This is a genomic window from Aquabacterium sp. (genome assembly GCF_050725395.1).
In the GTDB taxonomy this organism is placed as follows: Bacteria; Pseudomonadota; Gammaproteobacteria; order Burkholderiales; family Burkholderiaceae_C; genus Aquabacterium.
In genome coordinates this window covers 17758-43726 of sequence record NZ_JBOHHL010000014.1, presented here as the reverse complement: position 1 = coordinate 43726, position 25969 = coordinate 17758, and the positions used below count along the sequence as shown (strand labels likewise).

25 protein-coding genes and 1 pseudogene are annotated in these 25969 nt (G+C 65.5%); 10 read left to right on the top strand and 16 right to left on the bottom strand.

Annotated elements, in window-relative coordinates; genetic code table 11:
- Positions 1 to 14: 14 nt before the first annotated feature.
- Positions 15 to 1451, top strand: coding sequence for a PLP-dependent aminotransferase family protein (locus tag ACREB4_RS10860; protein WP_431588229.1), 1437 nt, complete (start codon positions 15 to 17; stop codon positions 1449 to 1451).
- Here the strand turns inward: ACREB4_RS10860 and ACREB4_RS10855 are convergent.
- Both ACREB4_RS10855 and ACREB4_RS10850 read right to left on the bottom strand, forming a co-directional pair.
- Positions 1445 to 3034, bottom strand: a complete 1590-nt coding sequence (locus ACREB4_RS10855) for an ATP-binding protein (RefSeq protein WP_431588228.1) — start codon at positions 3032 to 3034, stop codon at positions 1445 to 1447. The genes ACREB4_RS10860 and ACREB4_RS10855 overlap by 7 nt on opposite strands.
- Positions 3035 to 3107: 73 nt before the next feature.
- On the bottom strand, positions 3108 to 4139 hold the full coding sequence (locus ACREB4_RS10850) for an NAD(P)H-dependent flavin oxidoreductase (protein ID WP_431588227.1): 1032 nt from the start codon (positions 4137 to 4139) through the stop codon (positions 3108 to 3110).
- 182 nt (positions 4140 to 4321) lie between these two features.
- Between ACREB4_RS10850 and ACREB4_RS10845 the strand changes: the two genes are divergently transcribed.
- Positions 4322 to 5968: a GMC oxidoreductase gene (locus ACREB4_RS10845; protein WP_431588226.1), complete on the top strand. Its 1647-nt coding sequence runs from the start codon at positions 4322 to 4324 to the stop codon at positions 5966 to 5968.
- Here ACREB4_RS10845 and ACREB4_RS10840 read toward each other — a convergent pair.
- Positions 5946 to 7415, bottom strand: coding sequence for a PLP-dependent aminotransferase family protein (locus tag ACREB4_RS10840; protein WP_431588225.1), 1470 nt, complete (start codon positions 7413 to 7415; stop codon positions 5946 to 5948). The two genes, ACREB4_RS10845 and ACREB4_RS10840, sit on opposite strands and share 23 nt — an antisense overlap.
- 71 nt (positions 7416 to 7486) lie before the next feature.
- Between ACREB4_RS10840 and ACREB4_RS10835 the strand changes: the two genes are divergently transcribed.
- On the top strand, positions 7487 to 8194 hold the full coding sequence (locus ACREB4_RS10835) for a pyridoxamine 5'-phosphate oxidase family protein (protein ID WP_431588224.1): 708 nt from the start codon (positions 7487 to 7489) through the stop codon (positions 8192 to 8194).
- A 16-nt stretch (positions 8195 to 8210) separates the two neighbouring features.
- Here the strand turns inward: ACREB4_RS10835 and bioD are convergent, their stop codons facing one another.
- From bioD to ACREB4_RS10810, 5 genes are read right to left on the bottom strand one after another with little or no spacing between them, the layout of a single operon-like run.
- Positions 8211 to 8882, bottom strand: a complete 672-nt coding sequence (bioD, locus tag ACREB4_RS10830; protein ID WP_431588223.1) for a dethiobiotin synthase — start codon at positions 8880 to 8882, stop codon at positions 8211 to 8213.
- Positions 8879 to 10249 carry an adenosylmethionine--8-amino-7-oxononanoate transaminase gene (gene bioA / locus ACREB4_RS10825; protein WP_431588286.1) on the bottom strand — a complete coding sequence of 457 codons (1371 nt, stop codon included), beginning with the start codon at positions 10247 to 10249 and terminating at the stop codon, positions 8879 to 8881. Before bioA ends, bioD begins: the two co-directional genes overlap by 4 nt.
- Before the next feature lie 22 nt (positions 10250 to 10271).
- Positions 10272 to 10643, bottom strand: coding sequence for a 6-carboxytetrahydropterin synthase (locus ACREB4_RS10820; protein ID WP_431588222.1), 372 nt, complete (start codon positions 10641 to 10643; stop codon positions 10272 to 10274).
- 21 nt (positions 10644 to 10664) lie between these two features.
- Complete coding sequence (gene queE / locus ACREB4_RS10815; protein ID WP_431588221.1) at positions 10665 to 11327, bottom strand: 7-carboxy-7-deazaguanine synthase; 663 nt, start codon at positions 11325 to 11327, stop codon at positions 10665 to 10667.
- Positions 11328 to 11331: 4 nt separating this feature from the next.
- On the bottom strand, positions 11332 to 11601 hold the full coding sequence (locus ACREB4_RS10810; RefSeq protein WP_431588220.1) for a hypothetical protein: 270 nt from the start codon (positions 11599 to 11601) through the stop codon (positions 11332 to 11334).
- A gap of 49 nt (positions 11602 to 11650) precedes the next feature.
- Here ACREB4_RS10810 and hemA point away from each other — a divergent pair, with 49 nt between their 5' ends.
- The 6 genes from hemA to ACREB4_RS10780 all read left to right on the top strand — a co-directional run bounded on the left by hemA (position 11651) and on the right by ACREB4_RS10780 (position 16741).
- A complete protein-coding gene (gene hemA, locus ACREB4_RS10805; RefSeq protein ID WP_431588219.1) occupies positions 11651 to 12976 on the top strand; it encodes a glutamyl-tRNA reductase in 1326 nt (441 codons plus the stop codon).
- Between the two features lie 8 nt (positions 12977 to 12984).
- On the top strand, positions 12985 to 14085 hold the full coding sequence (gene prfA, locus ACREB4_RS10800) for a peptide chain release factor 1 (RefSeq protein WP_431588285.1): 1101 nt from the start codon (positions 12985 to 12987) through the stop codon (positions 14083 to 14085).
- Positions 14078 to 14926: a peptide chain release factor N(5)-glutamine methyltransferase gene (gene prmC, locus ACREB4_RS10795; RefSeq protein WP_431588218.1), complete on the top strand. Its 849-nt coding sequence runs from the start codon at positions 14078 to 14080 to the stop codon at positions 14924 to 14926. Before prfA ends, prmC begins: the two co-directional genes overlap by 8 nt.
- Before the next feature lie 116 nt (positions 14927 to 15042).
- The gene (locus tag ACREB4_RS10790; RefSeq protein ID WP_431588217.1) at positions 15043 to 15744 is read left to right on the top strand and encodes a hypothetical protein; all 702 of its coding nucleotides are present in this window, start codon (positions 15043 to 15045) and stop codon (positions 15742 to 15744) included.
- A 104-nt stretch (positions 15745 to 15848) separates the two neighbouring features.
- Positions 15849 to 16166 carry a Grx4 family monothiol glutaredoxin gene (gene grxD / locus ACREB4_RS10785; RefSeq protein WP_431588216.1) on the top strand — a complete coding sequence of 106 codons (318 nt, stop codon included), beginning with the start codon at positions 15849 to 15851 and terminating at the stop codon, positions 16164 to 16166.
- Positions 16163 to 16741: a UbiX family flavin prenyltransferase gene (locus ACREB4_RS10780; protein ID WP_431588215.1), complete on the top strand. Its 579-nt coding sequence runs from the start codon at positions 16163 to 16165 to the stop codon at positions 16739 to 16741. Before grxD ends, ACREB4_RS10780 begins: the two co-directional genes overlap by 4 nt.
- Positions 16742 to 16759: 18 nt before the next feature.
- On the opposite strand, the gene ACREB4_RS10775 is transcribed toward ACREB4_RS10780, so the two are convergent.
- Together ACREB4_RS10775 and ACREB4_RS10770 are read right to left on the bottom strand one after the other, a co-directional pair.
- A complete protein-coding gene (locus tag ACREB4_RS10775) occupies positions 16760 to 17422 on the bottom strand; it encodes a lytic transglycosylase domain-containing protein (RefSeq protein WP_431588214.1) in 663 nt (220 codons plus the stop codon).
- 4 nt (positions 17423 to 17426) lie between these two features.
- A complete protein-coding gene (locus tag ACREB4_RS10770; protein WP_431588213.1) occupies positions 17427 to 19187 on the bottom strand; it encodes a proline--tRNA ligase in 1761 nt (586 codons plus the stop codon).
- Between the two features lie 94 nt (positions 19188 to 19281).
- Between ACREB4_RS10770 and ACREB4_RS10765 the strand changes: the two genes are divergently transcribed.
- The gene (locus tag ACREB4_RS10765; protein WP_431588212.1) at positions 19282 to 19917 is read left to right on the top strand and encodes an RNA pyrophosphohydrolase; all 636 of its coding nucleotides are present in this window, start codon (positions 19282 to 19284) and stop codon (positions 19915 to 19917) included.
- Between the two features lie 78 nt (positions 19918 to 19995).
- Here the strand turns inward: ACREB4_RS10765 and ACREB4_RS10760 are convergent, their stop codons facing one another.
- The 6 genes and pseudogenes from ACREB4_RS10760 to ACREB4_RS10735 all read right to left on the bottom strand — a co-directional run bounded on the left by ACREB4_RS10760 (position 19996) and on the right by ACREB4_RS10735 (position 25928).
- Positions 19996 to 20970, bottom strand: coding sequence for a putative solute-binding protein (locus ACREB4_RS10760; RefSeq protein ID WP_431588211.1), 975 nt, complete (start codon positions 20968 to 20970; stop codon positions 19996 to 19998).
- A gap of 241 nt (positions 20971 to 21211) precedes the next feature.
- Entirely contained in the window at positions 21212 to 22330 is a 1119-nt protein-coding gene (proB, locus tag ACREB4_RS10755) for a glutamate 5-kinase (RefSeq protein WP_431588210.1), read from the bottom strand.
- A 267-nt stretch (positions 22331 to 22597) separates the two neighbouring features.
- Positions 22598 to 23677 (bottom strand): annotated as a pseudogene (cgtA, locus tag ACREB4_RS10750) (Obg family GTPase CgtA); the annotation flags it as partial.
- 182 nt (positions 23678 to 23859) lie between these two features.
- Complete coding sequence (rpmA, locus tag ACREB4_RS10745) at positions 23860 to 24117, bottom strand: 50S ribosomal protein L27 (RefSeq protein WP_300544696.1); 258 nt, start codon at positions 24115 to 24117, stop codon at positions 23860 to 23862.
- An 18-nt stretch (positions 24118 to 24135) separates the two neighbouring features.
- A complete protein-coding gene (gene rplU / locus ACREB4_RS10740) occupies positions 24136 to 24447 on the bottom strand; it encodes a bL21 family ribosomal protein (RefSeq protein WP_431588209.1) in 312 nt (103 codons plus the stop codon).
- 125 nt (positions 24448 to 24572) lie between these two features.
- On the bottom strand, positions 24573 to 25928 hold the full coding sequence (locus ACREB4_RS10735; protein ID WP_431588208.1) for a patatin-like phospholipase family protein: 1356 nt from the start codon (positions 25926 to 25928) through the stop codon (positions 24573 to 24575).
- Positions 25929 to 25969 lie beyond the last annotated feature (41 nt).

The window sequence follows — 25969 nt, the reverse complement described above, 5'->3', positions numbered from 1 at the left end:
ATACATCGGATGACATGACCACGCCCCTGACCCGCGACAGCGCCCTCACCCTGACCGAGCAACTGGTGGAACGTTTTGCCCAGCGCATACGACAACACTTGCTGGCGCCCGGCTCGCGCCTGCCCTCCGTGCGGGAGTGCGCACAGAGCCATGGTGTCAGTCCCTACACCGTGGTGGCCGCCTACGATCAACTGCTGGCGCAGGGCCTGATCGAATCCCATCGGCAGCGCGGCTTCTTCGTGCGCCAAGGGGCGAACGCGTCCACCAAGGCACAGTCCAAGGCGCCTCACCCTTTCCAGCCCCGGACGCCGATCGACGCCACCACCTTGATCAAGGGCATGTTCCACGAACCGGGCAACCACCCCATGCCCGGGCTGGGCACCCTGCCCCCGGCCTGGCTCGACGCGGCCATGCTGGGCGCCGCCCTGCGCAAGGTCACCCAGGGCGAGCGGCTGTTGCCACTGACCCTGCACTATGGCGAGCCCGCGGGCGATGCGCGATTCCGCGCGGCCATGTCGCGCAAACTGGGCGAGCTGGGCTTGAAGGCCGACGCGGACCAGATCATCACCACCGTGGGGGCCACGCACGCGCTGGACGTGGTCTCACGCAGCTTGCTGCAGGCTGGCGACGCGGTGCTGGTAGACGACCCGGGCTGGGCCATCGAGTTCGCGCGGCTGGCCCAGCTGGGCATGCGCGTCCTGCCCGTGCCTCGTGGCCCCGATGGCCCCGACCTGGCCGTGCTGGACAAACTGGCCAAAGCGCACCGGCCCAAGCTGTACGTGACGGTGTCGGTGCTGCACAACCCCACCAGCGCCATGCTCTCGCCGGGCCATGCCCACCAGGTGCTGCGCCTGGCCGAGGCCCACGACTTCCACATCCTGGAGGACGACATCTATGCCTACCTGGCACCCGGCCACGCCACCCGGCTGTGTGTGCTCGACGAGTTGCGACGCACGATCTCGGTCGGCAGCTTCTCCAAGATCCTGACCCCGAGCTGGCGCGTGGGCTATATCGCGGCGCCCGCGCATTTGGTGGACCGCATCATCAACACCAAGCTGTTGACGACACTGACCACACCCCCCATCCTGGAGCAGGCCCTGGCCTTGTGCCTGGAGCAAGGCCAGTTGCGGCGCCACAGCGAACGTGTGATCCAGCAACTGGACGTGGCCCGCGCGCGCTGCCTGCAGTTGGCACGCCAGTCAGGCTGCGAATTCGCGGCCAAGCCACAAGGCCTGTTCGGCTGGATGGACGTGGGCGTCGACACCGAGCGGCTGACCTTGCCCATGCTGGACGCGGGCTGGCTGATCGCGCCTGGCTCGCTGTTCCACGCGCAGCGCCAGCCCAGCACCATGATGCGCATCAACTTCGCCAGTTCGCAGGACGCGCGCTTCTGGAAGGCGCTGGTGGCCGCCCGCAGGGGCCTGCCGCAAACCAGGCCTCAGACTCAGTAAGAACGTGACGTCAACCAGCGCGTCAGCACCGCGGTCATCGACTCGACCGACAGGGGCTTGGCCATGTGCTCGTTCATGCCCGCGTCCAGGCAACGCTGGCGGTCTTCGCTGAAGGCATTGGCGGTCAGGCCGATGATCGGTGTCGCGGCATGGGCAGGCAGGGCCCTGATCAGGCGCGAAGCATCCATGCCATTCATGTTCGGCATCTGCATGTCCATGAAGATCAAGTCGTAGGACTGGCCTTTGGCGCGCTCCACGGCTTCCAGGCCATCGCTGGCGGTGTCGGCCTCGATGCCCGCGATGTACTGCAGCATGTCGTGCGCCACCAGTCGGCCCAAGGCCTGGTCTTCGACCAGCAGCACACGGGCGCCTTCGCAGCGCAGCTTCAAGTCGGCCTGGTTGGCAGGCACGTCCTCCATGGACAGCTCGGCCGACGCTTCCGCCCTTTTCAACCGGGCCGTGAACCAGAACACGCTGCCCAGGCCGGGCTCGCTGGAACACCCCACCTTGCCGCCCATCAATCGGGCCAGGTGCCGGCTGATGGACAGGCCCAAGCCCGTGCCACCGTGGCGGCGGGTCATTGAATCATCGACCTGCTCGAAAGGGTTGAACAAGCGGTGCAATTGCTCGGGCGCCACGCCCATGCCGGTGTCCTCGACCTCGAAGCGGAGCACCACCCAGGAGGGGCTTTGCTCGTCCAGTTTCACGCGCAGCTTGACATGGCCATTGGCGGTGAACTTGGCGGCGTTGGTGCCGTAGTTGATCAGGATCTGTTGCAAGCGTTGCGGATCACCTTGCAGCAAGGTGGGCACGTCGGGATCAATGTGCCGCTCCAGGCGCAGGCCTTTGTTCCGAACGCTGTCGGCCAGCACACCACAGGCGGCCTCGAGCACGGCCTCCAGCTTGAAGTCCACCGGGTGCAGCGCCAGCTTGCCGGCCTCGATCTTGGACAGGTCCAGCACGTCGTCGACGATGCCGAGCAGGTGCTTGGCGGCGGTCATGACCAGGCCCAGGCGATCACGCTGCTGGTCGGTGGGGTGCTCCAGCAGCATCAACTGGGTCAGGCCCATGATGGCGTTCATGGGCGTGCGGATCTCGTGGCTCATGTTGGCCAGGAAGGTGTTCTTGGCCAGCTTGGCGGCCTCGGCACGCTCGCGGGCCAGCACCATCTCGGTCTGATTGCGCACGATGGCGATCACGCAGGGCTGGCCATCGAAGTCGATGGGGCCCACGCTGACCTCGGCATCGAAGGTGGCGCCATCGCGGCGTTGGGCCTTGAACGTACCGCGAGGCGACATGTCCCGCGACGCGGCAGCCTCGCTGGCAGGGTTCTGATGCACGGCCAGCGCCTGACGCTGCGACTCGGGCAGGAAGTCTTCCATGCGCAGGGACGGCATGGTTTTCTCATCATGGCCGAACATGAGCTCGGCGGCTTCATTCCACTTGACCAGCTGGCCCTTGGCATCGGTCACCAAGAGGGCCTCGGGCGCGAGGGCAAACAATTGTTCGAATTGGGAACGCGCAACCAAACCACGCGGCGCCTCTGAACCCGGAGGCGAACGCAACTCACCTGATTTATTCATCGGTGTCTCTTCGAGGAGCCCTGATGTTCACCATGTTCGCAAAAAAACCCAGCTTGCGCCAGCACAAAAAGGTTTAACCGGGAGGAAGGCGCGTTTTTACGTCATGGGCTTGCCGCATGACCCGATCGACGATTTCGGACACAGTGGGCGTGTCGCGGACCAAGCCTTGCGATTGCCCGATCAGTTGAACCCCTTCGGCATGGTCCCCTTGCTGGATGGCCTTGCGCATGGCCAGCGTGGCTGCCCCGAAGTAAGCGATCTTGATGGCACCGACCAAACCCTGTCGCAAGGCATCGCGCAGCAAGGGCCGCAAGGGTGTCCGAAGTTCACGGGCCGCCTGCCATGACCGCAGCAGGACCAGACCGGGGCCCAGCCGGCGTGCCGTGTACTTCTCGCCCCCGGGGGTGCGCATGACGCGGCAGGGGAAGGTGTCGAAGTTGGACGAGTAGATGGTGTCCTCGGACGGCTTGTCGATGATCATTTGCTTGGTGGCCGCATGGACCACGCTTTCGCGCGAAGTGGCGAAGCGCGTGCCCATGGCGACCGCGTCGGCACCCAGGGCCAGCGCGGCCACCAGCCCACGCCCATCGGCAAAGCCGCCCGCCGCGATGATGGGCAGGTCGGTCATGTCGCGCACCACCGGCACCAGCACCAGCGAGGTGACAGCGCCGCCATGGGCCGCGGCCTCGTGGCCGGTCACGATCAAGCCATCGACGCCCATGTCGATGGCCGAACGCGCGTGCTTCTCGTTGGACACCGTGGCGATGACCTTGCCGCCGTAGGCATGGGCCCCTTGCACCACCCATTCGGCGCGCCCCATCGACACATTGACGACGGGCACCCGTTCCTGCAAAGCCACCCGCGCACACTCGGTCGCGCCCGGCAACAAAAGGCTGCACCCCACCCCGAAGGGCTTGGCCGTGAGGGACCTCACGTGCCGGATGGCCGCACGGCACTCGTCCGCCGACATTCCACCCGAGGCCAGGATGCCCAGGCCACCGGCATTGCTGACGGCGGCCACCAGTTCAGGGACCGCGACATAGGTCATGCCGGGCAGGACGATCGGGTATTCGATGCCGAGGAGCGTGGTGATGCGTGTCTTCATGGTGCGTGAGGGCTGGGGCGGAAAACTGTAGCACCCACGGTGCCCCGCTTGACGTGAGCACCTTGCCGCGTCATCCCCGAGTCAGGGGTGCGGGGCGCGATGGCAGGGAATGCCCGATCGAGCGGGCCTGCGCAGCGCTTCCAGAATCGGCCCATTCCTTCATCGAACCGTGGACCATCGCCATGTTGTCTCGCCGTCGTTTTCTGGGCCACTCGGCCTTGCAGGCCGCCAGTGTGCTGGGCTTGTCCGGCTTCTCCCTGAACAGCTCGGCCGCGTCCAGCCGCGTTTTCAACGAGTCGCTGGCCCAACCGCGGGCGCCCCTGGGCAGCCTGGGCCGCGTGCCGGCCATCGTCGTCGGAACGGGTTATGGCGGCGCGGTCACGGCCCTGCGCCTGGCCGAGGCCGGGGTGCCCGTGGTCATGCTCGAGATGGGCCGCTTGTGGACCCAGCCCACGAGCGACGGCAGCATCTTCACCAAGACCTTGTCGCCCGACGGCCGCGCCATGTGGTTCAAGGACCGCACCGAAGCGCCACTCAAGACCTTCCTCGGCCTGGACGTGATCAACAAGAAGATCCCCCGCTATGCGGGCGTGCTGGACCGCGTCAACTACGACGAGATGTCGGTGTACGTGGGGCGTGGCGTGGGCGGCGGCTCGCTGGTCAATGGGGCCATGGCCGTGACCCCACCGCGCGCTTACTTCGAGCAGATGCTGCCCGAGGTCAATGCCGAGGAAATGTATGCCGAGTACTACCCGCGCGCCAACAGCTTGCTCGGCGCCAACCAGGTCGATCCGGCTTGGTTCGAAAAGGCCGACTGCTACCGCTTTGCCCGTGTCTCGCGAGACCAGGCCCAGCAGACTGGCCTGAAGACCGTGTTCGTGCCCAGCGTCTACGACTTCAAGTACATGGCCGCAGAGCAGGCCAAGCAGGTGCCCCGCTCGGCCTTGGCGCAGGAGGTGATCTATGGCAACAACGCCGGCAAGCTCAGCCTGGACAAGACCTACCTGGCCGATGCCGTGGGCACGGGCCGCGTCACCATCTACACCCTGCAGCAGGTGCGCCGCATCGAGCAGCAGGCCAATGGCGACTACCTGCTGAGCGTGCGCGCCATCGACGACCACGGCAACGTGCTGGCCGATGTGCAGGTGTCGTGCGGCCACTTGTTCCTGGGGGCCGGCAGCCTGGGCACGACCGAATTGCTGGTGCGCGCCCGCGAGACCGGCACCCTGCCCCGCTTGAACAACGCCGTGGGCGAAGGCTGGGGCCACAACGGCAATGTGATGGCCGCGCGCGCCAACCATGTCTGGAACCCCACCGGCGCCATCCAGTCCACCATGCCCGCCATGGGCATCAACGACTGGGACAATCCCCTCAACCCCGTGTTCGCCGAGATCACGCCCTTGCCCACGGGCTTCGAGAACTGGGTCAGCATGTACCTGGCCATCACGCGCAACCCTGAGCGGGGCCGCTTCGTCTATGACGCGGCCACGGACTCGGCGCGATTGAACTGGACGCGCGCGCAGAATGCGGTCACCGTCAACGCGGCCAAGTCGCTGTTCGACCGCATCAACCGAAAGCAGGCCACCTTCTACCGCACCGACCTGTTCGGCGGCGGCAAGATTTTCGCGGACGACTTCTGCTACCACCCACTGGGCGGCTGCGTGCTGGGCAAGGCGACCGACCACATCGGCCGCGTCAAGGGCTACGACCGCCTGTACGTGACCGACAGCGCGCTGATCCCGGGCTCGATCGGCGTCAACCCTTTCGTGACCATCACGGCACTGGCCGAACGCAACATGGCACGGATCATCGCGCAAGACCTGCGTTGACCGCCTTGACCAACTGGCGCACGCGGGCGTCCATCTGCTCGGCGGGGGTGTTGGCGTAGCCGATGACCAGGCCGTTGCGAGGCTCGCCGCCCATGCCATAGACCGAGAACGGGCGTGGACTCAAGCCTTTCTTCAGGGCGGCCTCGGCGGCCAGGACGTCGGGCACATCGTCCGGCAAGGTCAAGGCCAGGTGCAGGCCGCAGGCGCCGCCCAGCACCTCGCCAGGCCAGGTCCAATGGCGCGCCAGGGCCTCGCGCAGGGCCGCCTGCCGCTGGGCATACAAAGGCCGCATCTTGCGCAGGTGCTGGGTGAAATGGCCTTCGTTGATGAAGGCGGCCAAGGCCACCTGCTCGGCCGATTGGCCCCGCCGCACCAGGTCACCGAGCACGCCTTGCAGGCGGTCGACCAGGGCTGCCGGCACCACCATGAAACCCAGGCGCAAGGCCGGGAACATCGACTTGCTGAAGGTGCCCAGGTAGATGACCGGGGCCTGCGGCACCAGGCCCTGCATCGCGGCCAGGGGCGGGCCATCGTGGCGGAACTCGCTGTCGTAATCGTCTTCCAGGATCCAGGCGCCCGCCGTCCGCGCCTGCTCGATCAAGGCCAGGCGGCGCGCCAGCGGCAGCACCGATCCCAAAGGGTACTGGTGTGACGGCGTGGTGTAGATCAAGCGGGGTGGCTGGCGGCGCCACAAGGCCCCGGCGGGGGCCAGGCCTTGATCGTCCACCGGCACGGGCACCACGCGCAAACCAGCCGCCTGCATGGCCACACGCGCGCCGCCATAGCCAGGGTGTTCGATCCAGACGCGTTGGCCAGGATCGGCCAGGGCATGGGCACACAGGTCGAGGCTGTCTTGCGTGCCACCGGTCACGATGACCTGCTCCACTTCGCAGACCACCCCGCGCGCGGTTCGCACATAGGTGGCGATGGCCTGGCGCAACTCGGGCTCGCCCAAGGCGGGGCGGTAGCTCAACAAGGCGGGGTCGGGGTCGCTCCACACGCCTTGCAGCAGGCGCCGCCAGGTGCGCACGGGAAAGGCGTCCAGGGCCGGGATGCCCGGCATGAAGGGCAGCAGGTCCTGCTCGGGGGTGCGGCGCCGGTTGAAGGATTGCACGCGGGAGGACAGCATCGCGCCCACCGGCACCTCGGGCTGAGCGCTGCTCGCTGGCGGCTTGGGCCGGCTCGGCAAGGCCGCGACGATGGTGCCTTGCCGGCTGGTCTGCACATAGCCTTCGGCGGCCAATTGCTCATAGGCGTGGATCACGCTGTTGCGCGCCAGGCCCAGGTCCTGCGCCAGCACGCGGCTGGCCGGCAAGGCAGTTCCTGCCAACAGGCGACCATCCAGGATGGCCTGCCGCAACAGTTCGTACAGCCGCCGTTGCCGGGGCATGGTGTCTTTGCGCGCACGCATCAAGCGGCGGTCCAGCAGCAAGGTCAAGTCGGTCATGAAGCGGATCCTGGCATCTTGGCACCCAAAAAATCGTGGCTCCATGATTTTGCAATGATGTGGACCTGTTCATGGAGCCATGTTTTTCTTATCGTCGGGCTTCACCGATCCACAGGGACCACAACACCATGAACCACCCCGCACCACCGCCCTCCGAACGCAGCCGGGTTCGCCGCGCCGAAGACCGCGGCCACTACGACCGCGACACCATCCACGCCATCGTCGATGCCGCCTACCTTTGCCACGTGTCATTCGTGGACCAGCGCGGCCCGGTGTGCCTGCCCACCGTGGTCTGGCGCGTGGACGACCACGTGTTGATCCACGGCTCCAATGGCAGCCAGATGATGAAGTCGCTGGGGCAAGGCACCCCCGCCTGCCTGGCCATCACGCACCTCGACGGGCTGGTGATGGCGCGCTCGGCCTTCTCCCACTCGATGAACTTCCGATCGGTGGTGGTGCATGGCGCTTTCGAGCCCGTGCCCGAGGCCGACAAGACCGAAGTGCTGCACCGCCTGATGGACCACCTGGCCCCCGGCCGCCGCCACGAAGCCCGCGCGCCGGACCGCAATGAACTGGCCGCCACCACGGTGCTGCGCCTGCCCTTGTTCGAGGCCGCGGCCAAGATTCGGTCCTGGGGCCCCAAGGACAAGGAGGACGACCTGGACTGGCCCGTCTGGGCGGGAGTGTTGCCACTGCGGCAGAACCGCTTGGCGCCCATTCCGGAAGCCGGCCAAACCGACCAGGTGCCGGCTTATGTCCGGGACTGGGCAGACCGCTGAGCGTCGCCCCAAGCGGTCATGGCAAACGGATGGCCAGGTCTGCCGCCCCGGCATGGGGCTGCCAGGCGAGGTCGGCCAGCATCGGCGCTTGCAGGCGCAAGCGCAGGGTGTCCACATTGGCCTCCAGCCCCGTCATGCTGGGGTCGATGCGGTTGGCCACCCAGCCCGCCAGCTTCAGCCCGCGCGCGAGGATGGCTTCCTGCGTCAGCAAGGCATGGTTCAGGCAACCCAGGCGCACCCCCACCACCAGGATCACCGGCAAGCGCAACAGCACCGCCAGGTCCGCGCTGGTGGCCGAGTGGCCCGGCGTCTCGAGCAGGGGCACGATGAAACCACCCGCGCCTTCCACCACCACCGCATCGGCTTGCTGGCGCAAAGCGTGGAAGCAGGCCGCGATGTGCTCGATGTCGATGTCCACGCCTTCGTCGCGCGCCGCGATGTGCGGCGAGGCGGCCAGGTTCAGCAAATACGGGTTGTCGTACAGCGCGGGCACCTGCACGGTCGAGGCTGCCCGCAAAGCCAGCACGTCTTCGTTGGCCCATTCGCCGTTGATCAGCTCGGTGCCGGCGGCCACGGGCTTCATGCCGATCACCCGAGCATGCTGGCGCTGCAGGGCATGCAGCAAGGCGCTGCTGACGCGGGTCTTGCCCACGCCCGTGTCGGTGCCGGTGACGAAGAAGGCGGTCATGCGAGGCGCTCGTCGCCGCTCGATGCGGCAGGCACGGCGTCCTGCGCCAACACCTGGCCCAGGGTGCGCAGGGCACCGTCCACCAAGTGCTGCATGTCCGACTCGGTGAGGGCATAGGGTGGCATGAAATACAGCGAGTTGCCGATGGGCCGCAACAGCAGTCCTTCATCCAGGGCGGTGCGGTGAAAGCGGGCCGCGAAGCTGGCATCGGAGGTCGCGATGTCCCAGGCCCAGATCATGCCGATGTGGCGGTGTGCTTTCACGCTCGGATGCCGCGTCAGGGGCTCGGCCAGGGCTGACAGGCGCTCGGCGGTCACGCGGTTGCGCGCCACCACGTCGTCGCGCTCGAAGGTGTCCAGCACGGCGAGGGCTGCGCGGCAGGCCAAGGGGTTGCCGGTGTACGAGTGCGAATGCAAGAAGCCATGCGCGGTGCGGTCATCCCAGAACGCGCCGTAGACCTCGTCCGTGGTCAGCACCGCCGACAGGGGCAGCACGCCGCCGGTCAGGCCCTTGCTCAGGCAGATGAAGTCGGGGCGGATGGACTGGCCTTGGGCGTCGAGCGCCTGCTGGTGCGCGAACATCGTGCCGGTGCGGCCAAATCCCACGGCGATCTCATCGCAGATCAGGTGGACCTGGTGCTGGTTGCACAAGGCGCGCGCCGCGCTCAGGTAGGTCGGCGAGTGGATGCCCATGCCCGCCGCGCCTTGCACCAGCGGTTCAACAATGAAGGCAGCGATCGAGGCATGGTGCTCGGCCAGGTGGTCGGCCAAGGCCCGCACGCAGGCGGCGGTGTGTTCGTCGGGACCGACGCCCGATGCGGCATGGCGCAGGTCGGGCGAAGGCAAGGTCGCGCTCAAGCGCAGCAAAGGCGCGTACGCTTCGCGGAACAGCGGGATGTCCGTCACCGACAAGGCGCCGGCTGTCTCGCCGTGGTAGCCGCCTTGCAGCCCGATGAAACGGTGCTTGCCTGGCATGCCACGGTTGCGCCAACTGTGCGCGCTCATCTTCAGCGCGATCTCGGTGGCGCTGGCGCCATCGCTGGCGTAGAAGGCGTGGCCCAGGCCGGTCAAGGCACCCAGCCGCTCCGACAACTCGACCACCGGCGCGTGTGTGAGTCCCGCCAGCATCGTGTGGTCCAGCCGGACCAACTGGTCGGTGATTGCATCAACGATGGGCTTGAAGCCGTGGCCAAACAGGTTGACCCACCAGGAGCTGACGGCGTCCAGGATGCGGTGCCCTTGTTCGTCGATCAGCCAGGGGCCTTCGCCCCGCACGATGGCGCGCGGGGGATGGGCCTCGTGTGCCTTCATCTGCGTGCAGGGGTGCCACACGGCTTGGCGGCTGCGTTCGGCCAGGCTGGCTGGCAAAGGTGGCACAGGCTGGCTCAAATCAGGCCTTGGGACGGTAGACACAACGGTCGCCCGCCACGCGCGACACGCTCACCATGCTCACCTGCGGAAGGCGTGCGCTGGCTTGGTCGAAGATGAACACGCACAGGTTTTCCAGCGTGGGCGTGCCCAGGCCCCCGACCTCGTCCAGCAGGTGGTGATCCAGCAAGGCACGCACCTCGGCCAGCGCCGCACGCAGCACCGACAGGTCCATCACCATGCTGGTGTCCTGCTGACGGGGCCCGCTCACCGCGACCTCGGCGGTGTAAGTGTGGCCGTGGATGCGGCGGCTGCCCGCGGCCTCTTCGGGCGACACGTGGCGCTTGAGCGTGTGGGCCGCGTCAAACGTGAAGGTCTGGCTCAGTTCAAACATGCGATCACTTCTTCTTCCCGCTCAGCGGATGCCCAGGGTCTTGTGGGTCTGCACGCTGAGCATCCAGCGCGGGTTGTCCAGGCACCATTGCACCGCCCAGGCCATGGCATCGCGGCGCGCCACGGGTTGGGCGCTGTCCATGGCCTGCACGCGCCGTTGCTCGAAATCCAGGGCCTCCATGGCCTTCAGGTCGGCCAGGGTGAAACCAGGCTGGGGGACGACCACTTTAAGCTCGTGCCCGCTTTTTTGCACCAAGGTCGATCCGGCCTTGGGGCTGACGCAGATCCAGTCCAGCCCGGCAGGCGCGGCGATGGTGCCATTGGTCTCGACCGCGATCATGAAGCCTTGCGCGTGCAAGGCTTCGATCAGTTCGGCATCGACCTGCAGCAAAGGCTCACCGCCAGTCAACACGACGAAGCGGCGGTCATTGGCCGCTTCAGAGCCCGCAGGCCAGAACTCGGCGATGCGCGCGGCCAGGTCGGTGGCCGTCGCGAACTTGCCGCCACCCAGGCCATCGGTGCCCACGAACTCGGTGTCGCAGAACTGGCAGATGGCCTTGGCCCGATCGTCCTCGCGGCCCGTCCACAGATTGCAGCCGGCGAAGCGGCAGAACACCGCCGGGCGCCCGGCGTGCGTGCCCTCACCCTGCAGGGTGTAGAACATTTCCTTGATGCTGTAGCTCATGGTCTCAACGCAATCCTGTCCACCAGACGGTCAGCGCCGAAACCAGCACGAGTGCGGCATAGGTGGCCATGGCGCCGTCACGCCCCAACACAATCAAACCCGCGACCAGCACCAAGGCATTGGCCCCGGCCGCCCATTTCACCTGCCGCCCGTAACCGGCCGGTTTCAGCGCGCGCCACCACACTAACCGAGCCAGGGCAGGCAAGAGCAAGGCCATCCCCAGGGCAGGCAGGAAGAAATTCACAAGGTGGGTCAAAACGTCCAGCAAGCCCATTGAGCGCCTTCGCAACATCAAAAAACCCTCGATTTTATAATCCCCGGATATGACCGTCCTGACCTTGGGTTTGAACCACACCACCGCCGCCGTTGATCTGCGCGGACGATTCGCATTCGCAGTGGATCAACTCGGGCCGGCGCTCAAGGTGCTGCACGACCGTCTGACGGGCATTCCCCAGTCCTCCGCCCAGCCCGAAGTGGCCTTGCTGTCCACCTGCAACCGCACCGAGCTGTACTGCGCGCTGGGTGGCAGTTGGGGTGGTCAAGACCACCACGTGCACCACGCCGCGATGGACTGGCTGGCCAACACCGGTGGCGTGGGCCCCGACGAATTGCGTCGCCACACCTACATGCTGGAGGGTGGCGCGGCCGCACGCCATGCCTTCCGCGTGGCCAGCGGACTGGATTCCATGGTGCTGGGCGAACCGCAGATCCTGGGCCAGATGAAGCAGGCCGTGCGCGAGGCCGATGCCGCCGGCACGCTGGGCACGACCTTGCACCAACTGTTCCAGCGCTCCTTCGCCGTGGCCAAGGAAGTGCGCACTTCCACGGAAATTGGCGCGCACTCCATCAGCATGGCCGCCGCCGCCGTGCGCCTGGCCAGCCAGCTCTTCGAAGACCTGGGCAAGACACGCATCCTGTTCGTGGGCGCGGGCGAGATGATCGAACTCACCGCCACGCACTTCGCCGGTCGCGCGCCCCGGAGCATGGCCGTGGCCAACCGCACCCTGGAACGCGGCGAAAAACTCGCCAGCCACCTGGGCGCCCAAGCCCTGCGCCTGGCCGACCTGCCCGAGCGCCTGCACGAATTCGACATCGTGGTGTCGTGCACCGCCAGCACCCTGCCCATCATCGGCCTGGGAGCCGTCGAGCGCGCGCTCAAGGCCCGCAAGCGCCGTCCCATCTTCATGGTGGACCTGGCCGTGCCGCGCGACATCGAACCCGAAGTCGCGCGCCTGGACGACGTCTACCTCTACACCGTCGACGACCTGAGCGCCCTGGTGCAGACCGCCAGTGAAAAGCGCCTGGCCGCCGTCACCCAGGCCGAGGCCATCATCGAGACCGGCGTGCAAGGCTTTGTGCACTGGCTGGACCAGCGCACCACCGTGCCTTTGATCCAGGCCCTCAATTCACAAGCCGACGCCTGGCGCGCCACCGAACTCGCCCGCGCCCGCAAGCTGTTGGCCAAAGGCGAGGACATCGAAGCCGTGCTCGACACCCTTTCAAGAGGATTGACCCAGAAAATGCTGCATGGCGCCATGGCCGAACTGCACAGTGCCGACACCCAGCAACGGCCCCAGGTGGCCGCCTCGCTGGCGCGCCTCTTCTTGCGTGGCGAAGTGAGCCCGGTCAAGAAGGACCACAAGCCGTGAGCGGCGGCCTGACCCCCTCGCTGGCATCCTCCCTCGAACGCCTGGCCCTGCGCCTTCGAGAACTGGACGCCGCCCTGTCCGACCCCGTCGTCGCCGCCGACAACAAGCGTTACCGCGAACTGTCACGCGAGCATGCCGAAGTCAGCAGCGTCTGTGGCATGGCCCAGCGCCATGCCCAGCGCACCTCCGACCTGGACGCCGCCCGCCAGATGCTGATCGATTCCGCCAACGACGCCGACATGCGCGCCATGGCGCAAGAAGAAATCACCCAGGCCGAGGCCGACATCGCCCGCGTCGAAGCCGAGCTGCAGACCGCCCTGCTGCCCAAAGACCCCGACGATGCACGCAACGCCTTCGTCGAAATCCGCGCCGGCACCGGCGGAGACGAATCGGCCCTGTTCGCTGGCGACCTGACCCGCCTGTACACGCGCTACGCCGAGCGCCGGGGCTGGCGCTGCGAGGTCATGTCGGCCAACGAATCCGACCTGGGTGGCTACAAGGAAATCGTGCTGCGCTTCGAAGGCGCGGGCGTGTATGGCCAGCTCAAGTTCGAATCCGGGGGCCACCGAGTGCAGCGCGTGCCCGCCACCGAAACGCAAGGCCGCATCCACACCAGCGCCTGCACCGTCGCCGTGCTGCCCGAGCCCGACGAGGCCGAAGAGATCACCATCAACCCGGCCGACCTGCGCATCGACACCTACCGCGCCAGCGGCGCCGGCGGCCAGCACATCAACAAGACCGATTCGGCCGTGCGCGTCACGCACATCCCCACCGGCATCGTCGCCGAATGCCAGGACGACCGCAGCCAGCACCGCAACAAGGCCAAGGCCCTGGCCGTGCTCAGCGCCCGCATCAACGACCGCGAGCGCATCGAACGCCAGGCCAAGGAAGCCGCCACCCGCAAGGGCCTGGTCGGCACCGGCGACCGCTCCGACCGCATCCGCACCTACAACTTCCCCCAGGGCCGCCTGACCGACCACCGCATCAACCTCACGCTCTACAAATTGCTGAGCATCATGGAAGGCGAGCTGGACGACGTCATCCAGGCCCTGATCACCGCCCAGGCCGCCGAGCAACTGGCCGAGCTGGAAGCCGCCACCGGTGTCTGAGCGGCCACTGCCCACCACGGTCGCCCAGGCACTGGCCCAGGCCCGTCAAGGGGGGGTGGACCGCCTGGATGCGCAACTCATGCTGTGCACACTGCTGCAGCGGCCCCGCGCCTGGCTGCTGGCCCATGACGAGGATGCGCTGCCAGCCGATCTGGCCGAGCGCTACGCCAGCTGGGCCCACCGCCGTGCCCAAGGCGAACCCCTGGCGTACCTGCTGGGCGACAAGGAGTTCTACGGGCTGAACCTGGGTGTCGGCCCCGACGTGCTCATCCCCCGCCCCGACACCGAGACCCTGGTCGAATGGGCCCTGGAACTCATCCCGGCCGGCCCCCTTTCATCGCCTTTCGAGGTGCTGGACCTGGGCACCGGCAGTGGCGCCATCGCCCTGGCTTTGCAGCACCACAGGCCCCAGGCCCGCGTCACCGCGGTGGATGCCAGTCCCGGCGCCCTGGCCGTTGCCCAGGCGAACGCGCAGCGCTTGAAACTGCCGGTCGAGAACCTGCCGGGCTCGTGGTTCGAACCCGTGGCGGGCCGGCACTTCGACCTGGTCGTGAGCAACCCGCCCTACATCGCTGAAGATGACGAGCACATGGCCGCGCTTCGGTTTGAGCCAAAGCAAGCACTCACCTCCGGCGCAACTGGCCTGGACGATCTGTGCCTCATCACCGCCGAAGCATCCCGGCACCTCAAACCCGGCGGATGGCTGCTGTTGGAACATGGCTACAACCAGGCGGAAGCCGTCTCGGACCTCCTGAAAAACCGTGGATTCCGGCACGTTGGAACGCGCACCGACCTCGGGAAAAACCCGCGCTGCACAGGTGGGCAAAAGCCTCATGAATGAGGTCGCGCTGTAGCAAATCCAAGTCACCTTGTGCATTGGCGCTACGAACGTTAACAACTCTGTTCCACAAAACAATCCGGCCGGCGTAGCATCAAATTGTTCTTCGGGAGCTTTCGATGTTCCGCTTGTCCACCCCCTTCAGCTTTCACCGTTGCCTCATCGCCACCTGCGCCGTGGCCGCGTCCGCCTTGGCGCACGCACAAATGGTGCCCTTGCCGCAGCACGTCCTGCGCTCGGTGACGGCGGCTGACCAGGGCAAGGGGTTGAGCCTGAACGGCCAGCAATTCTGGCCGCACTGGGAGGGACGCATCGGCGTGGTCATGGACCGCGCCTACGATCCGCTGAAAGACTCCTTCGTGCTGGCGCAACCCGTGCCCAGCAGCGGATTGAACATGCGCAGTGCCCATGTCCTGTCCGACTACTATTTCTCGGGCGGTTTCCGGGCCACGGTCGGCCTGGTGCGCGGCTCGGTCACCCAGTCGACCTGGTCCGATGGCAGCGACGACACCATTGGCAGCGGCCTCAACCTGAGCTTGCAACGTGTCGACAACCTCGGCCTGAACGACCCCCGAAACCAGTCATTCGACGGTGAAAACCGCACCCTGCCCTACGTCGGCGCAGGCTACGCTGCCAGCCTGGGCGCCCCGGGCAGTGAAAGCATGTGGCGGTTCAATGCCGACCTGGGCATCATTTCGGTCAACTCCAACAACATCGGCCGCATTTCCCGGGCATTGCAGGGCGAGGCTGGCCTGGACGAAATCGTCCGCGACCTGCGCCTGCGTCCCGTCGTCAAGGTCTCTGTGCGCTACGCCTTCTGACGCCGCCCATCCGCACGCTGGTCAACTATTGCCCCAGCCGGGTGCATCCACTTCACAGGCCTGTTATAACCGGGCCTGTTTTTCTTTTTCGACATGGTTTGGATATGAGCGACGTTCAACAACGCATTGACTCTCTGGTCAAAGGCCACCACGTGGTGCTGTTCATGAAGGGCACGGCCCAGTTCCCGCAATGCGGTTTCTCCGGGCGCGCCATCCAGATCCTCAAGGCCTGCGGTGTGACCGATCTGCAAACGGTCAACGTCCTTGAAGACGACGGCATCCGCCAAGGCATCAAGGACTACGCCAATTGGCCCACCATCCCGCAGCTGTATGTGGGTGGTGAGTTCGTCGGCGGATCGGACATCATGATGGAGATGTACCAGGCCGGCGAACTGCAACAGGTCCTGGCCGGCGGTCAGTGACCCAGCCACGCCTCCCTCGCCGGCTGATCATCGGGATCACCGGCGCCAGCGGTGCCGTCTACGGCGTGCGCCTGCTGCAACGTGCGCGGGCCCTTGGCGTGCAAACCCACTTGGTGGCCACGCCCGCCGGCATCCTGAACGTTCACCATGAACTCGGCCTCGACCGATCGGCCCTGGAAGTCTTGGCCGACCAGTCGCACGCACCCGGCGACGTGGGCGCCTGCATCGCCAGTGGCAGCTTCGCCACCGATGCCATGGTCATCGCCCCTTGCTCGATGAAAACGCTGGCGGCCGTGGCCCATGGCCTGGGCGACAACTTGCTGACCCGCGCGGCCGATGTCACCCTGAAAGAACGCCGCCGCTTGATCCTGATGGTCCGCGAGACGCCGTTCAACCTGGCCCACCTGCGCAACATGACCGCCGTGACCGAGATGGGCGGGGTCATCTTTCCACCATTGCCGGCCTTCTACCACCGGCCCAGCACCATCGACGAGATGGTCAACGACACCGTCGAACGTGTGCTGAACATGGCAGGCATCGAGGCTGCCCACCCTCAGGAATGGCAAGGCCTTTGAGGCCTGGCTGGTGGACGATCAGGGGCGCAAGGCCACGATTTGTGGCTTGACCTCGGGCAGCTTCCAGTGCCGCAGCGCCGCGAACACCGCGTTCGGGTATTCAGGCCGGCCCCGGCTGCCGTTGTAGCGGCCCAGCGCGAGGTAAAGATCCCCGCGCTCACGGTCCAGGTAATGACGCAGGATGATGCAGCCAAAGCGCAAATTGGTCTGCATGTGGAAGAGGCTGGCCGGATCACCCGTGCCAATCAGGCGCGACCAGAAGGGCATGACCTGCATGTAGCCCCGCGCGCCCACGGACGAGATCGCGTATTTGCGAAAACCGCTTTCGACCTCGATCAGGCCCAGCACCAGTGAAGGATCCAGGCCCGCGCGCTTGGCCTCGTACCAGACGGTCTGCAGGAACTCGCGGCGCACCTGCTCCTCCGGCTTGCGCTTCGTCAGGCGCAAGCCCGCGGCATCGGCCCATCGGTCGAACTCGTATTTCTGAACCTGGTCGGCGAACACCAGCGTGGGTGGGGCGGACTGGGCGGCCGCGGCCGACAAGGCTGTGCGCACGGCGTCGGCCAGGGGCTCTTCGGCCTGGGCCCCCGCCCGGGCGGCCTGCGTGATCAGGCAGCAGGCCAGCAGCCCCCCGATCCCACGCCAAACCACACGACCAGAACACCAGCCCCACTTCTTCATCCCATCACACCTTCACGCGCGCCTTTACCCAAGCGGCCACCTCGGCCACAGCCACCTTGGTGGCTTCCTTATCTTGGCGGCCCTGGTACTCGGCCGCGCCTTCCTTGAGGCCCTTGTCGCCCAGCACCACGCGGTGCGGCACGCCAATCAGTTCCCAGTCCGCGAACATCGCGCCAGGGCGCTCGCCGCGGTCGTCCAGGATCACGTCGATGCCGGCAGCCGCCAATTCATCGTGCAGTTGGTCGGCCGCGGCCTTCACGTCGGCCGAGCGGTCATAGCCAATGGGGCAGACCACCACCGTGAACGGCGCGATCGAGTCGGGCCAGATGATGCCGCGCTCGTCGTGCTTTTGCTCGATGGCCGCGCCCAGGATGCGGGTCACGCCGATGCCGTAGCAACCCATCTCGAAGTGCTTCGGGCGGCCATCTTCGTCCAGGAAGGTCGCGTTCATGGCCTTGGAGTACTTGGTGCCAAGGTAGAACACGTGGCCCACCTCGATGCCGCGCTGGATGGCCAACACGCCCCGTCCGTCCGGGCTCGGATCGCCTTCGACCACGTTGCGCAGGTCGGTCACCAGGTCGGGCTCGGGCAGGTCGCGCGTCCAGTTCACCCCTTTGAGGTGGAAGCCTTCCTCGTTGGCGCCGCACACGAAATCGGCCATGTTGGCCACGGTGCGGTCGGCGATCACCTTGACGGGCTTGAGCAGCTTGACCGGGCCCAGGTAACCGGGCTTGCAGCCGAAATGCTCGACGATCTCTTTTTCGGTGGCGAAGCGGAAGCCGGCTTTCAAGCCCTGACCATCGGCCAGCTCGACCTTGCCGGCCTTGACCTCGTTCAGTTCGTGGTCGCCGCGGATCAACAGCAGCCAGACGGTGGACTTGACGATTTCGCCGGCCTCGTTGGTTTCGTCCGTCGCCAGGACCAGGGACTTGACGGTCTGGCTCAGCGGCAGACCCAGCAACTCGGCCACGTCGGCGCAGGTGCTCTTGCCCGGGGTGGCGACTTTCTCGAAGGCGCTTGAAGCCGCCCCTCGCGCAGCGATCAGCGACACGCCTTCGGCCAGTTCGATGTTGGCCGCGTAGTCGCTGGTCGGGCAATACACGATCGCGTCCTCGCCCGTCTCGGCGATGACCTGGAATTCGTGCGAGCGGTCGCCCCCGATGGCGCCGGTGTCGGCGGCCACGGCGCGGTACTGGAGGCCCAGTCGGTCGAAGATGCGGCTGTAGGCGGCAAACATGATGTCGTAGCTTTTACCAGCGCTGGCCACGTCTCGATCGAAGGAATAAGCATCCTTCATCGTGAATTCGCGGCCACGCATCACGCCGAAACGCGGGCGGCGTTCGTCGCGGAATTTGGTTTGCACATGGTAGAAGTTCTTCGGCAGCTGGCGGTAGCTTCGCAGCTCCTGGCGCGCGATGTCCGTGACAACTTCCTCGGAAGTCGGCTGGATGATGAAGTCGCGGCCATGCCGATCCTTCACGCGCAGCAACTCGGGACCCATCTTGTCGAAGCGTCCGGTTTCCTGCCACAGCTCGGCGGGCTGGACCACGGGCATCAACAGTTCGACGGCACCAGCGCGGGTCATCTCCTCGCGGATGATGCCCTCGACCTTGCGGATGGTGCGCAGGCCCATGGGCATGTAGTTGTACAGGCCGGCGCCCAGCTTCTTGATGAAGCCCGCACGCATCATCAGCTTGTGGCTGACGATCTCGGCATCGGCCGGGGCTTCTTTGAGGGTCGAGATGAAGAACTGGGAGGCTTGCATGGGTATGAAAAATGCACCGTTGCTCGGGGACTCGCGCTTGCGTTTCAACCGAGCGGTGCAATAATGAAATCAGTTGAAAAATTCGGAGTTGATTATGCTCGACCGTGAAGGCTTTCGCCCCAACGTCGGCATCATCCTGCTCAATCATCGGAACCAGGTTTTTTGGGGCAAACGCATCCGCACCCATTCCTGGCAGTTTCCGCAAGGCGGCATCAAGCATGGCGAGTCGCCTGAGCAGGCGATGTTCCGCGAGCTCCACGAAGAGGTGGGCTTGCTGCCCGACCACGTGCGCATCGTTGCACGTACCCGCGACTGGCTGCGCTACGAGGTGCCCAATCACTTCATCCGCAAGGACGCGCGCGGGCATTACAAAGGCCAAAAGCAGATCTGGTTCCTGTTGCAGCTCATGGGCCGCGACACGGACATGAACCTGCGCGCCTCAAACCATCCGGAGTTCGACGCCTGGCGTTGGCACGACTACTGGATCCCGCTCGAAACCGTGATCGAGTTCAAACGGGATGTCTACCAACTGGCCTTGTCCGAGCTGGCGCGCTTCCTGCCCAAGCCACAAGGGCAGCAGACCAACCGCTACCTTCGGGCCAACATGCGCGGCGGTGTGCACAAGCTGGAAGACGGCCATGTGGAAACCGAAGCCTCGGCCGAGGCTTCGGAAGACCAGACGGGGTCACCTGGCGGCCATGGTGTGATCATCAATGGTTCACACCGCTGAAGCCTCCATGCGAATGCGATGAGGGGCTTTGAACCTGACCGGTTCAAAGCCCCCCTTCATTCAAGCCTTCAAACCGACTCAGTCGATTTCGGTCTTGGTCGCGCACTCGGCATCAGACGGATTCACATCGCAACGCGCGCGCTTGATGATGTTCAGGCCACGCTTGTTGTAGATGCCCTGGTTGGCGATCTCGATGCGGGCTTCGCGGAACATCTGCACGTACTTGGGGATGTTTTCCGGGGGCAGATCGACCCACATGTTGGCGGGAACGCTCTTCTCGGCCACGTCGATGAAGTGCAGCGCGCGGTCGAACTGCGACACCCAGTACTGCCGCGACTTCTCGCCGAAGCCCTCAGGGAACTTGGTCTTGTTCAGGACGATCTGCACGGTCGGGATCAGGATGGGCAAGCGGCCAATGCCACCCGCGGTACCGATGCCCTTGTAAAGTTCGAAAGGCTTGAAGGCCACCGCGGGCAGGGTCACCATGTCGACCGAACCGTTGTTGAACTTGGGACCGATGTTGGTCACGTCGGCCGACACCGGCTGTGCGCCGATGCGCTGGATCATCACGCCCTGGGCCTTGTCGTAGTCGAAGGCGGCGATCTTCTTGCCAGACAGGGCTTCGACCGAATTGATCTTGCGGTCCCGCACCATGGGATAGGCGGCGCCCAGGGGGAACAGGCCACCCACTTCGTAGTTCCCTTCGACCATCAACTTGGCAGCCTGGGGCGTGCTGAACACCTGGATGACCTTGCGCACCACGTCGTAGCTGGCCTTGATGTCGATCTTGCCGTTGCGCACGATGGTCGTGGCGCCAATGCTGTCCAATGACCCGGAAATGGCATTGAATGGCCGGGTGCGCAGGGTCGTGGCGATCACGGCATCGCATTGGCCCGAACGGAAATCTTCAATGGCGACGCGCTCGTCGACATAGCCCTTGACTTCCATTTCGACGCCGTTTTTCTGCATCGCCACGACGTAATCCACCGCCGACGACGTCACGTCACCTGTCTTGCCCGCCACATCCCAGACGCAGACCAGGGATTTGGCCATCACCGGAGTGGCCGCGCACGTTGCCACCGCCACAGCAGCCGCAATTTTTGTCCATGAGTTCATTTTCATCTGAGTCCTTTGTTTCCTGTCATTGATGTCTCCACTCTTGTGGATATCCGCACCATCAAATGGTTCCGCCATTGTTCAACAACAATGAGGACCCTGATTCAACGCGGAATTGGCACCGAACACAGACAGGGGGAACCCCTATCTCCCGCTTAAAGGGGAGAAGGGCCAGCGCTCAGGCCAGGACCAGGTTGTCGCGGTGGATCATTTCGGGCTCGCCGGTGAAGCCCAGCAGGCTTTCGAACTCGCTCGATGGCTTGCGCACGATGCGGCGGGCCTCGCTGCTGGCGTAGTTGGCCAGGCCGCGTGCCACGTCCTGTCCTTTGGCATTGCGGACAGCGATGACGTCACCGCGGTGGAATTCGCCGATCACGTCGGTCATGCCGATGGGCAGCAGACTCTTGCCTTCATCGCGCAATTTGACGACCGCACCATCGTCGATGACCACCGCGCCGCGCAACTGCAGGTGATCGGCCATCCATTGCTTGCGGGCGGCCACCTTGGCGGTGGTGGCCACGAACAGCGTGCCAATGGCCTCGCCTTGCGACAGGCGCACCAGCACGTCGGTTTCGCGGCCCCAGGCCACGACGGTGTTGGCACCGCTGCCAGCCGCACGCTTGGCGGCCAGCACCTTGGTGATCATGCCGCCACGGCCGATGCTGGAGCCTGCGCCACCGGCCATCTGCTCCAAGGAAGCATCGCCCGCTGTGACCACGTCGAGGAAACGCGCCTCCGGGTCCTTGCGCGGGTCGGCGCTGTACAGGCCCTTCTGGTCGGTCAGGATGACCAAGGCATCGGCCTCGACCAGGTTGGCCACCAGGGCGCCCAGGGTGTCGTTGTCGCCGAACTTGATCTCGTCGGTGACCACCGTGTCGTTCTCGTTGATGACGGGCACCACTTGGTGCGACAGCAAGGTCAGCAAGGTGGAGCGGGCGTTGAGATAACGCTCGCGGTCGGCCAGGTCGGCGTGGGTGAGCAGCACCTGCGCGCTGCCCAGGCCGTGTTCGCGCAGCTTGGTCTCGTACATCTGGGCCAGGCCCATCTGGCCGACGGCGGCGGCGGCTTGCAGTTCGTGCAATTCTTTGGGGCGCGTGGCCCAACCCAGGCGCTTCATGCCTTCGGCGATGGCACCGCTGGACACCATGATGACTTCGCGTCCGTCCTGGGCCAGCGCAGCCAGCTGGCGGCACCAGGTGCCGATGGCTTCGGCGTCGATGCCGCGGCCTTCGTTGGTCACCAGGCTGGAACCCACCTTGACCACGATGCGGCGGGCGTTTTTCAGGACGTCATTCATGGTTCATCAACGCAGGTGTGGGGTGGGATGGGGTCAGCGGAAGCGAGGATCGTCGACGTCGGGCACGTAGGCTTCGGGCGCCTCGACGGCCTGCTTGGCGCTGGCCTTCTTGGCAGCGGCCTTTTGGGCAGGCGCTTTCTTGACGGCAACCTTCTTCGCCGCTGCTTTTTTGACAGCGACTTTTTTCGTGGCAGCTTTCTTGGCCGGGGCCTTCTGGGCAGGCACCAGCGTTTCAAGGTCGGGCAAGGCCATCGTTTCATGGGCGATCGGCACCGCGGCCGACGGGGCATCCTCTTCGGTGAAGTCGAAGCGGATGTCGCGGTCTTCGTGGTGCTCCTGCAGGCTGGCCACGAATTCGTAGATCTTCAGGGCCAGGTGTTCGCAACCCTCGTGGCTCAAGGCCGAGATTTCGAAAACCGGCCCCTTCCACTTGTAGCGCTTGACGAAGTCGGCCACGCGCTGGGCACGCTCTTCCGGCGGCACCACGTCCAGCTTGTTGAGCACCATCCAGCGCGGCTTGTCGGCCAGCGCCTTGTCGTACTTCTTCAATTCGTTGACGATGGCCTTGGCCTGCTTGACCGGGTCGACTTCGTCATCGAAGGGCGCCATGTCGACCACGTGCAGCAGCACACGCGTGCGTTGAAGGTGGCGCAGGAACAAATGGCCCAGGCCTGCGCCTTCGGAGGCGCCTTCGATCAGACCCGGGATGTCGGCCATCACGAAGCTCTTCTCGGGACCCACGCGCACGACGCCCAGGTTGGGGTGCAGCGTGGTGAAGGGGTAGTCGGCGATCTTGGGGCGGGCGTTGGACACGGCCGTGATCAGCGTCGACTTGCCAGCGTTGGGCATGCCCAGCAGACCGACATCGGCCAGCACCCGCAATTCGAGCTTGACCTTGCGCGATTCACCAGGCCAGCCGGGCGTCTTTTTCTTGGGTGCGCGGTTGGTGGACGTCTTGAAGCGCAGGTTGCCGAAGCCGCCATCGCCGCCCTTGCACAACTGGTAGACCTCGCCGTGCTCGATCATCTCCTTGATGACCTCGCCGGTTTCGAAGTCGCGGATGATGGTGCCCACGGGCATGCGCAGGGTGATGTCGGGGCCGGCCGCGCCAAAGCAGTCCGCGCCGCGGCCTTGCTCGCCATTGCGGGCGAAATGCTTGCGGGCGTAGCGGTAGTCGATCAGGGTGTTGATGTTGCGGTCGGCCTGCACATAGATGTGCCCGCCTCGTCCGCCATCGCCACCGTCGGGGCCGCCGAAGGGGATGAATTTTTCGCGACGGAAACTCGCAGCACCGCTGCCGCCATCGCCTGCGGCCACTTCAATGGTGGCTTCATCGACAAATTTCATGGGGCGGGTGTCCTTGTGGTGTCCGTCAGAGCGGGATCAGGCCGACGATTATCTTATCGATCGGCGTGCGTGCTGGCCGCCTTGGCGACCAGCGAAAAAACGCAAAAGCCCCGGCGAGCCGGGGCCTTGTGTCGAAAGCTGCACGGCAGCCCGACCCGAGGGTCAGGACCGCCGATCAACCATCAGACCGGGGTCACCACCACCGTCTTGCGGTTCAAAGAACCCTTGACGGTGAAGGACACGGTGCCATCGACCAGCGCGAACAGGGTGTGATCGCGGCCCATGCCAACGTTGGTACCAGCGTGGAAGCGGGTGCCGCGTTGGCGGACGATGATGGAACCGGCCGAGACGAGTTGGCTACCGAAAGCCTTCACGCCGAGCATCTTTGGTTGGGAGTCGCGGCCGTTCCGCGTGGAACCGCCGCCCTTTTTCTGTGCCATGGATCTGCTCCTTGGTGGTTAGGCGTTCACAGAGCTGATTTGCAGCTCGGTGTAGTTCTGACGATGGCCTTGGCGCTTTTGATAGTGCTTACGACGACGCATCTTGAAGATGCGCACTTTGTCGTGACGGCCTTGCGAGAGAACAGTTGCTTTGACGGTTGCGCCAGCCACCAAGGGCGTGCCGACCTGCAGTTCAGCGCCGTTTCCGACAGCCAACACTTGGTCGATCACGATCTCTTGGCCAACGTCCGCAGTAATCTGTTCTACTTTGATCTTTTCGCCAATGGCAACTTTGTATTGCTTGCCACCGGTTTTTATGACCGCGTACATAGGGAGACCTTTCAAATATCTGATGCCCGCCTCTCAAAACAAGGGAACACGGCGATCAGACCAGGAAAAATCCCGAATCTTCTACACGTGCCGTATTGAAAAGAAGGCGACGAATCTCCGCACACTCAAAGTGCGAAGCTCTCGATGCTACCACGGGGTCGACCGTTTTTGCAAGCATCAACCTCTACAGCCCTGCTTTCCAGGCTGTCGGCCGTGTGGATGATCGGACTGCAGCCCTCGCCCATGCTCTGGCCGAAAGGGTCCAGGCCTTCGCCGGGCGCCGAGCCGTCCTTGGCGGCGCCCCAGCCGAAAAAGGCGGTCACCTCGTCGCGCTTGGCCAGGGCGTCGGTGAAGCCCAGGTGGATCAGCTCGCGGGTGAAGGAAGATTCGAACAGCAGGTAGCTGGCCAGCGCGGAGCCGCGGGCAGTTTTACCGCGGCCGTAGACGCCGACGGCGCGCAGCATGCCGCGGACCGCAGGAGGCAGCGCCCAGAGGTGGCGGGCGGCGATGTCGTCGATGCGCTGGCTGGGCGCGATCACCAGCACGTCCACCGGGCGCAGCGATGAGCGCTCGCGCGCCTCGGGCGACAGCAGGCTCAAGGTGCTGTTGACGCGCTTCATGCGTTCGATGTCCACAGCCAGCGCGTCCAGGAAGATGCTGGACATGGCGTGGCCGGCGATCTGCGCCAGGTTGGGGTATTCGAGGATCGCGTCGCGCGGCGCGGGCGGTTCGTGCAGGCGACCGGCGCCAATCACCAAAATGCGGTCGGCGCCCAGGTGGATGGCCGGCGACATGGGCGCGGCCTGGCGCATGGAGCCGTCGCCAAAGTAATGCGGCCGGCCATCGACCGACAGCTGCACCGCGGGGAAGACGAAGGGGATGGCACTGGACGCCATCAGGTGATCGATCGACAGGCGGTCGCGGACGCTGATGCGCTGCGACCGGTCCCATGAGGCGACCGGCTCGGCGCAGTCGTAGAAGGTGACGTGCTCGCCGGTCGTGTAGCTGGAGGCCGAAATCGCCACGGCGTGCAGGTGCCCCTCCTCCATCAGCTTGGGCAGGCGCTCGATCTTGAACATGTCGGGCAGCAACTCGCGCAGCGGATCGTTGTCGAGCAGCGAGCGTGGGCGCGCACGGCGCCAGCGGGCCAGCGCCCAGCCCAGCGAGAACAGCGTCAGCCATTGGGCGCCACTGCGGATGATGCCCAGCGAATCCGAGTGGTAGACCTGCTCGGACTTGAAATCGCGCCAGACCTCGACCATGGCGCGCACGGCAAGTTCGAAGTGGTCAGCGCGGCAGGCCAGGGCCATGCCATTGAGCGCACCGGCCGAGGTGCCGGAAATGATCTGGAAGGGATTGCCGCGCTGCTTTTCGCCGCTGTCACGCCGGATCAGCATCAAAGCTTGGAGCACACCGACCTGGTAGGCGGCGCGGGCGCCACCACCTGTGAGGACCAAAGCTGTTTTTCCGGGCAGACTCATAGGGCTCTTATCGGCAAGAAACCAGCGGATCTGAGTCGGCA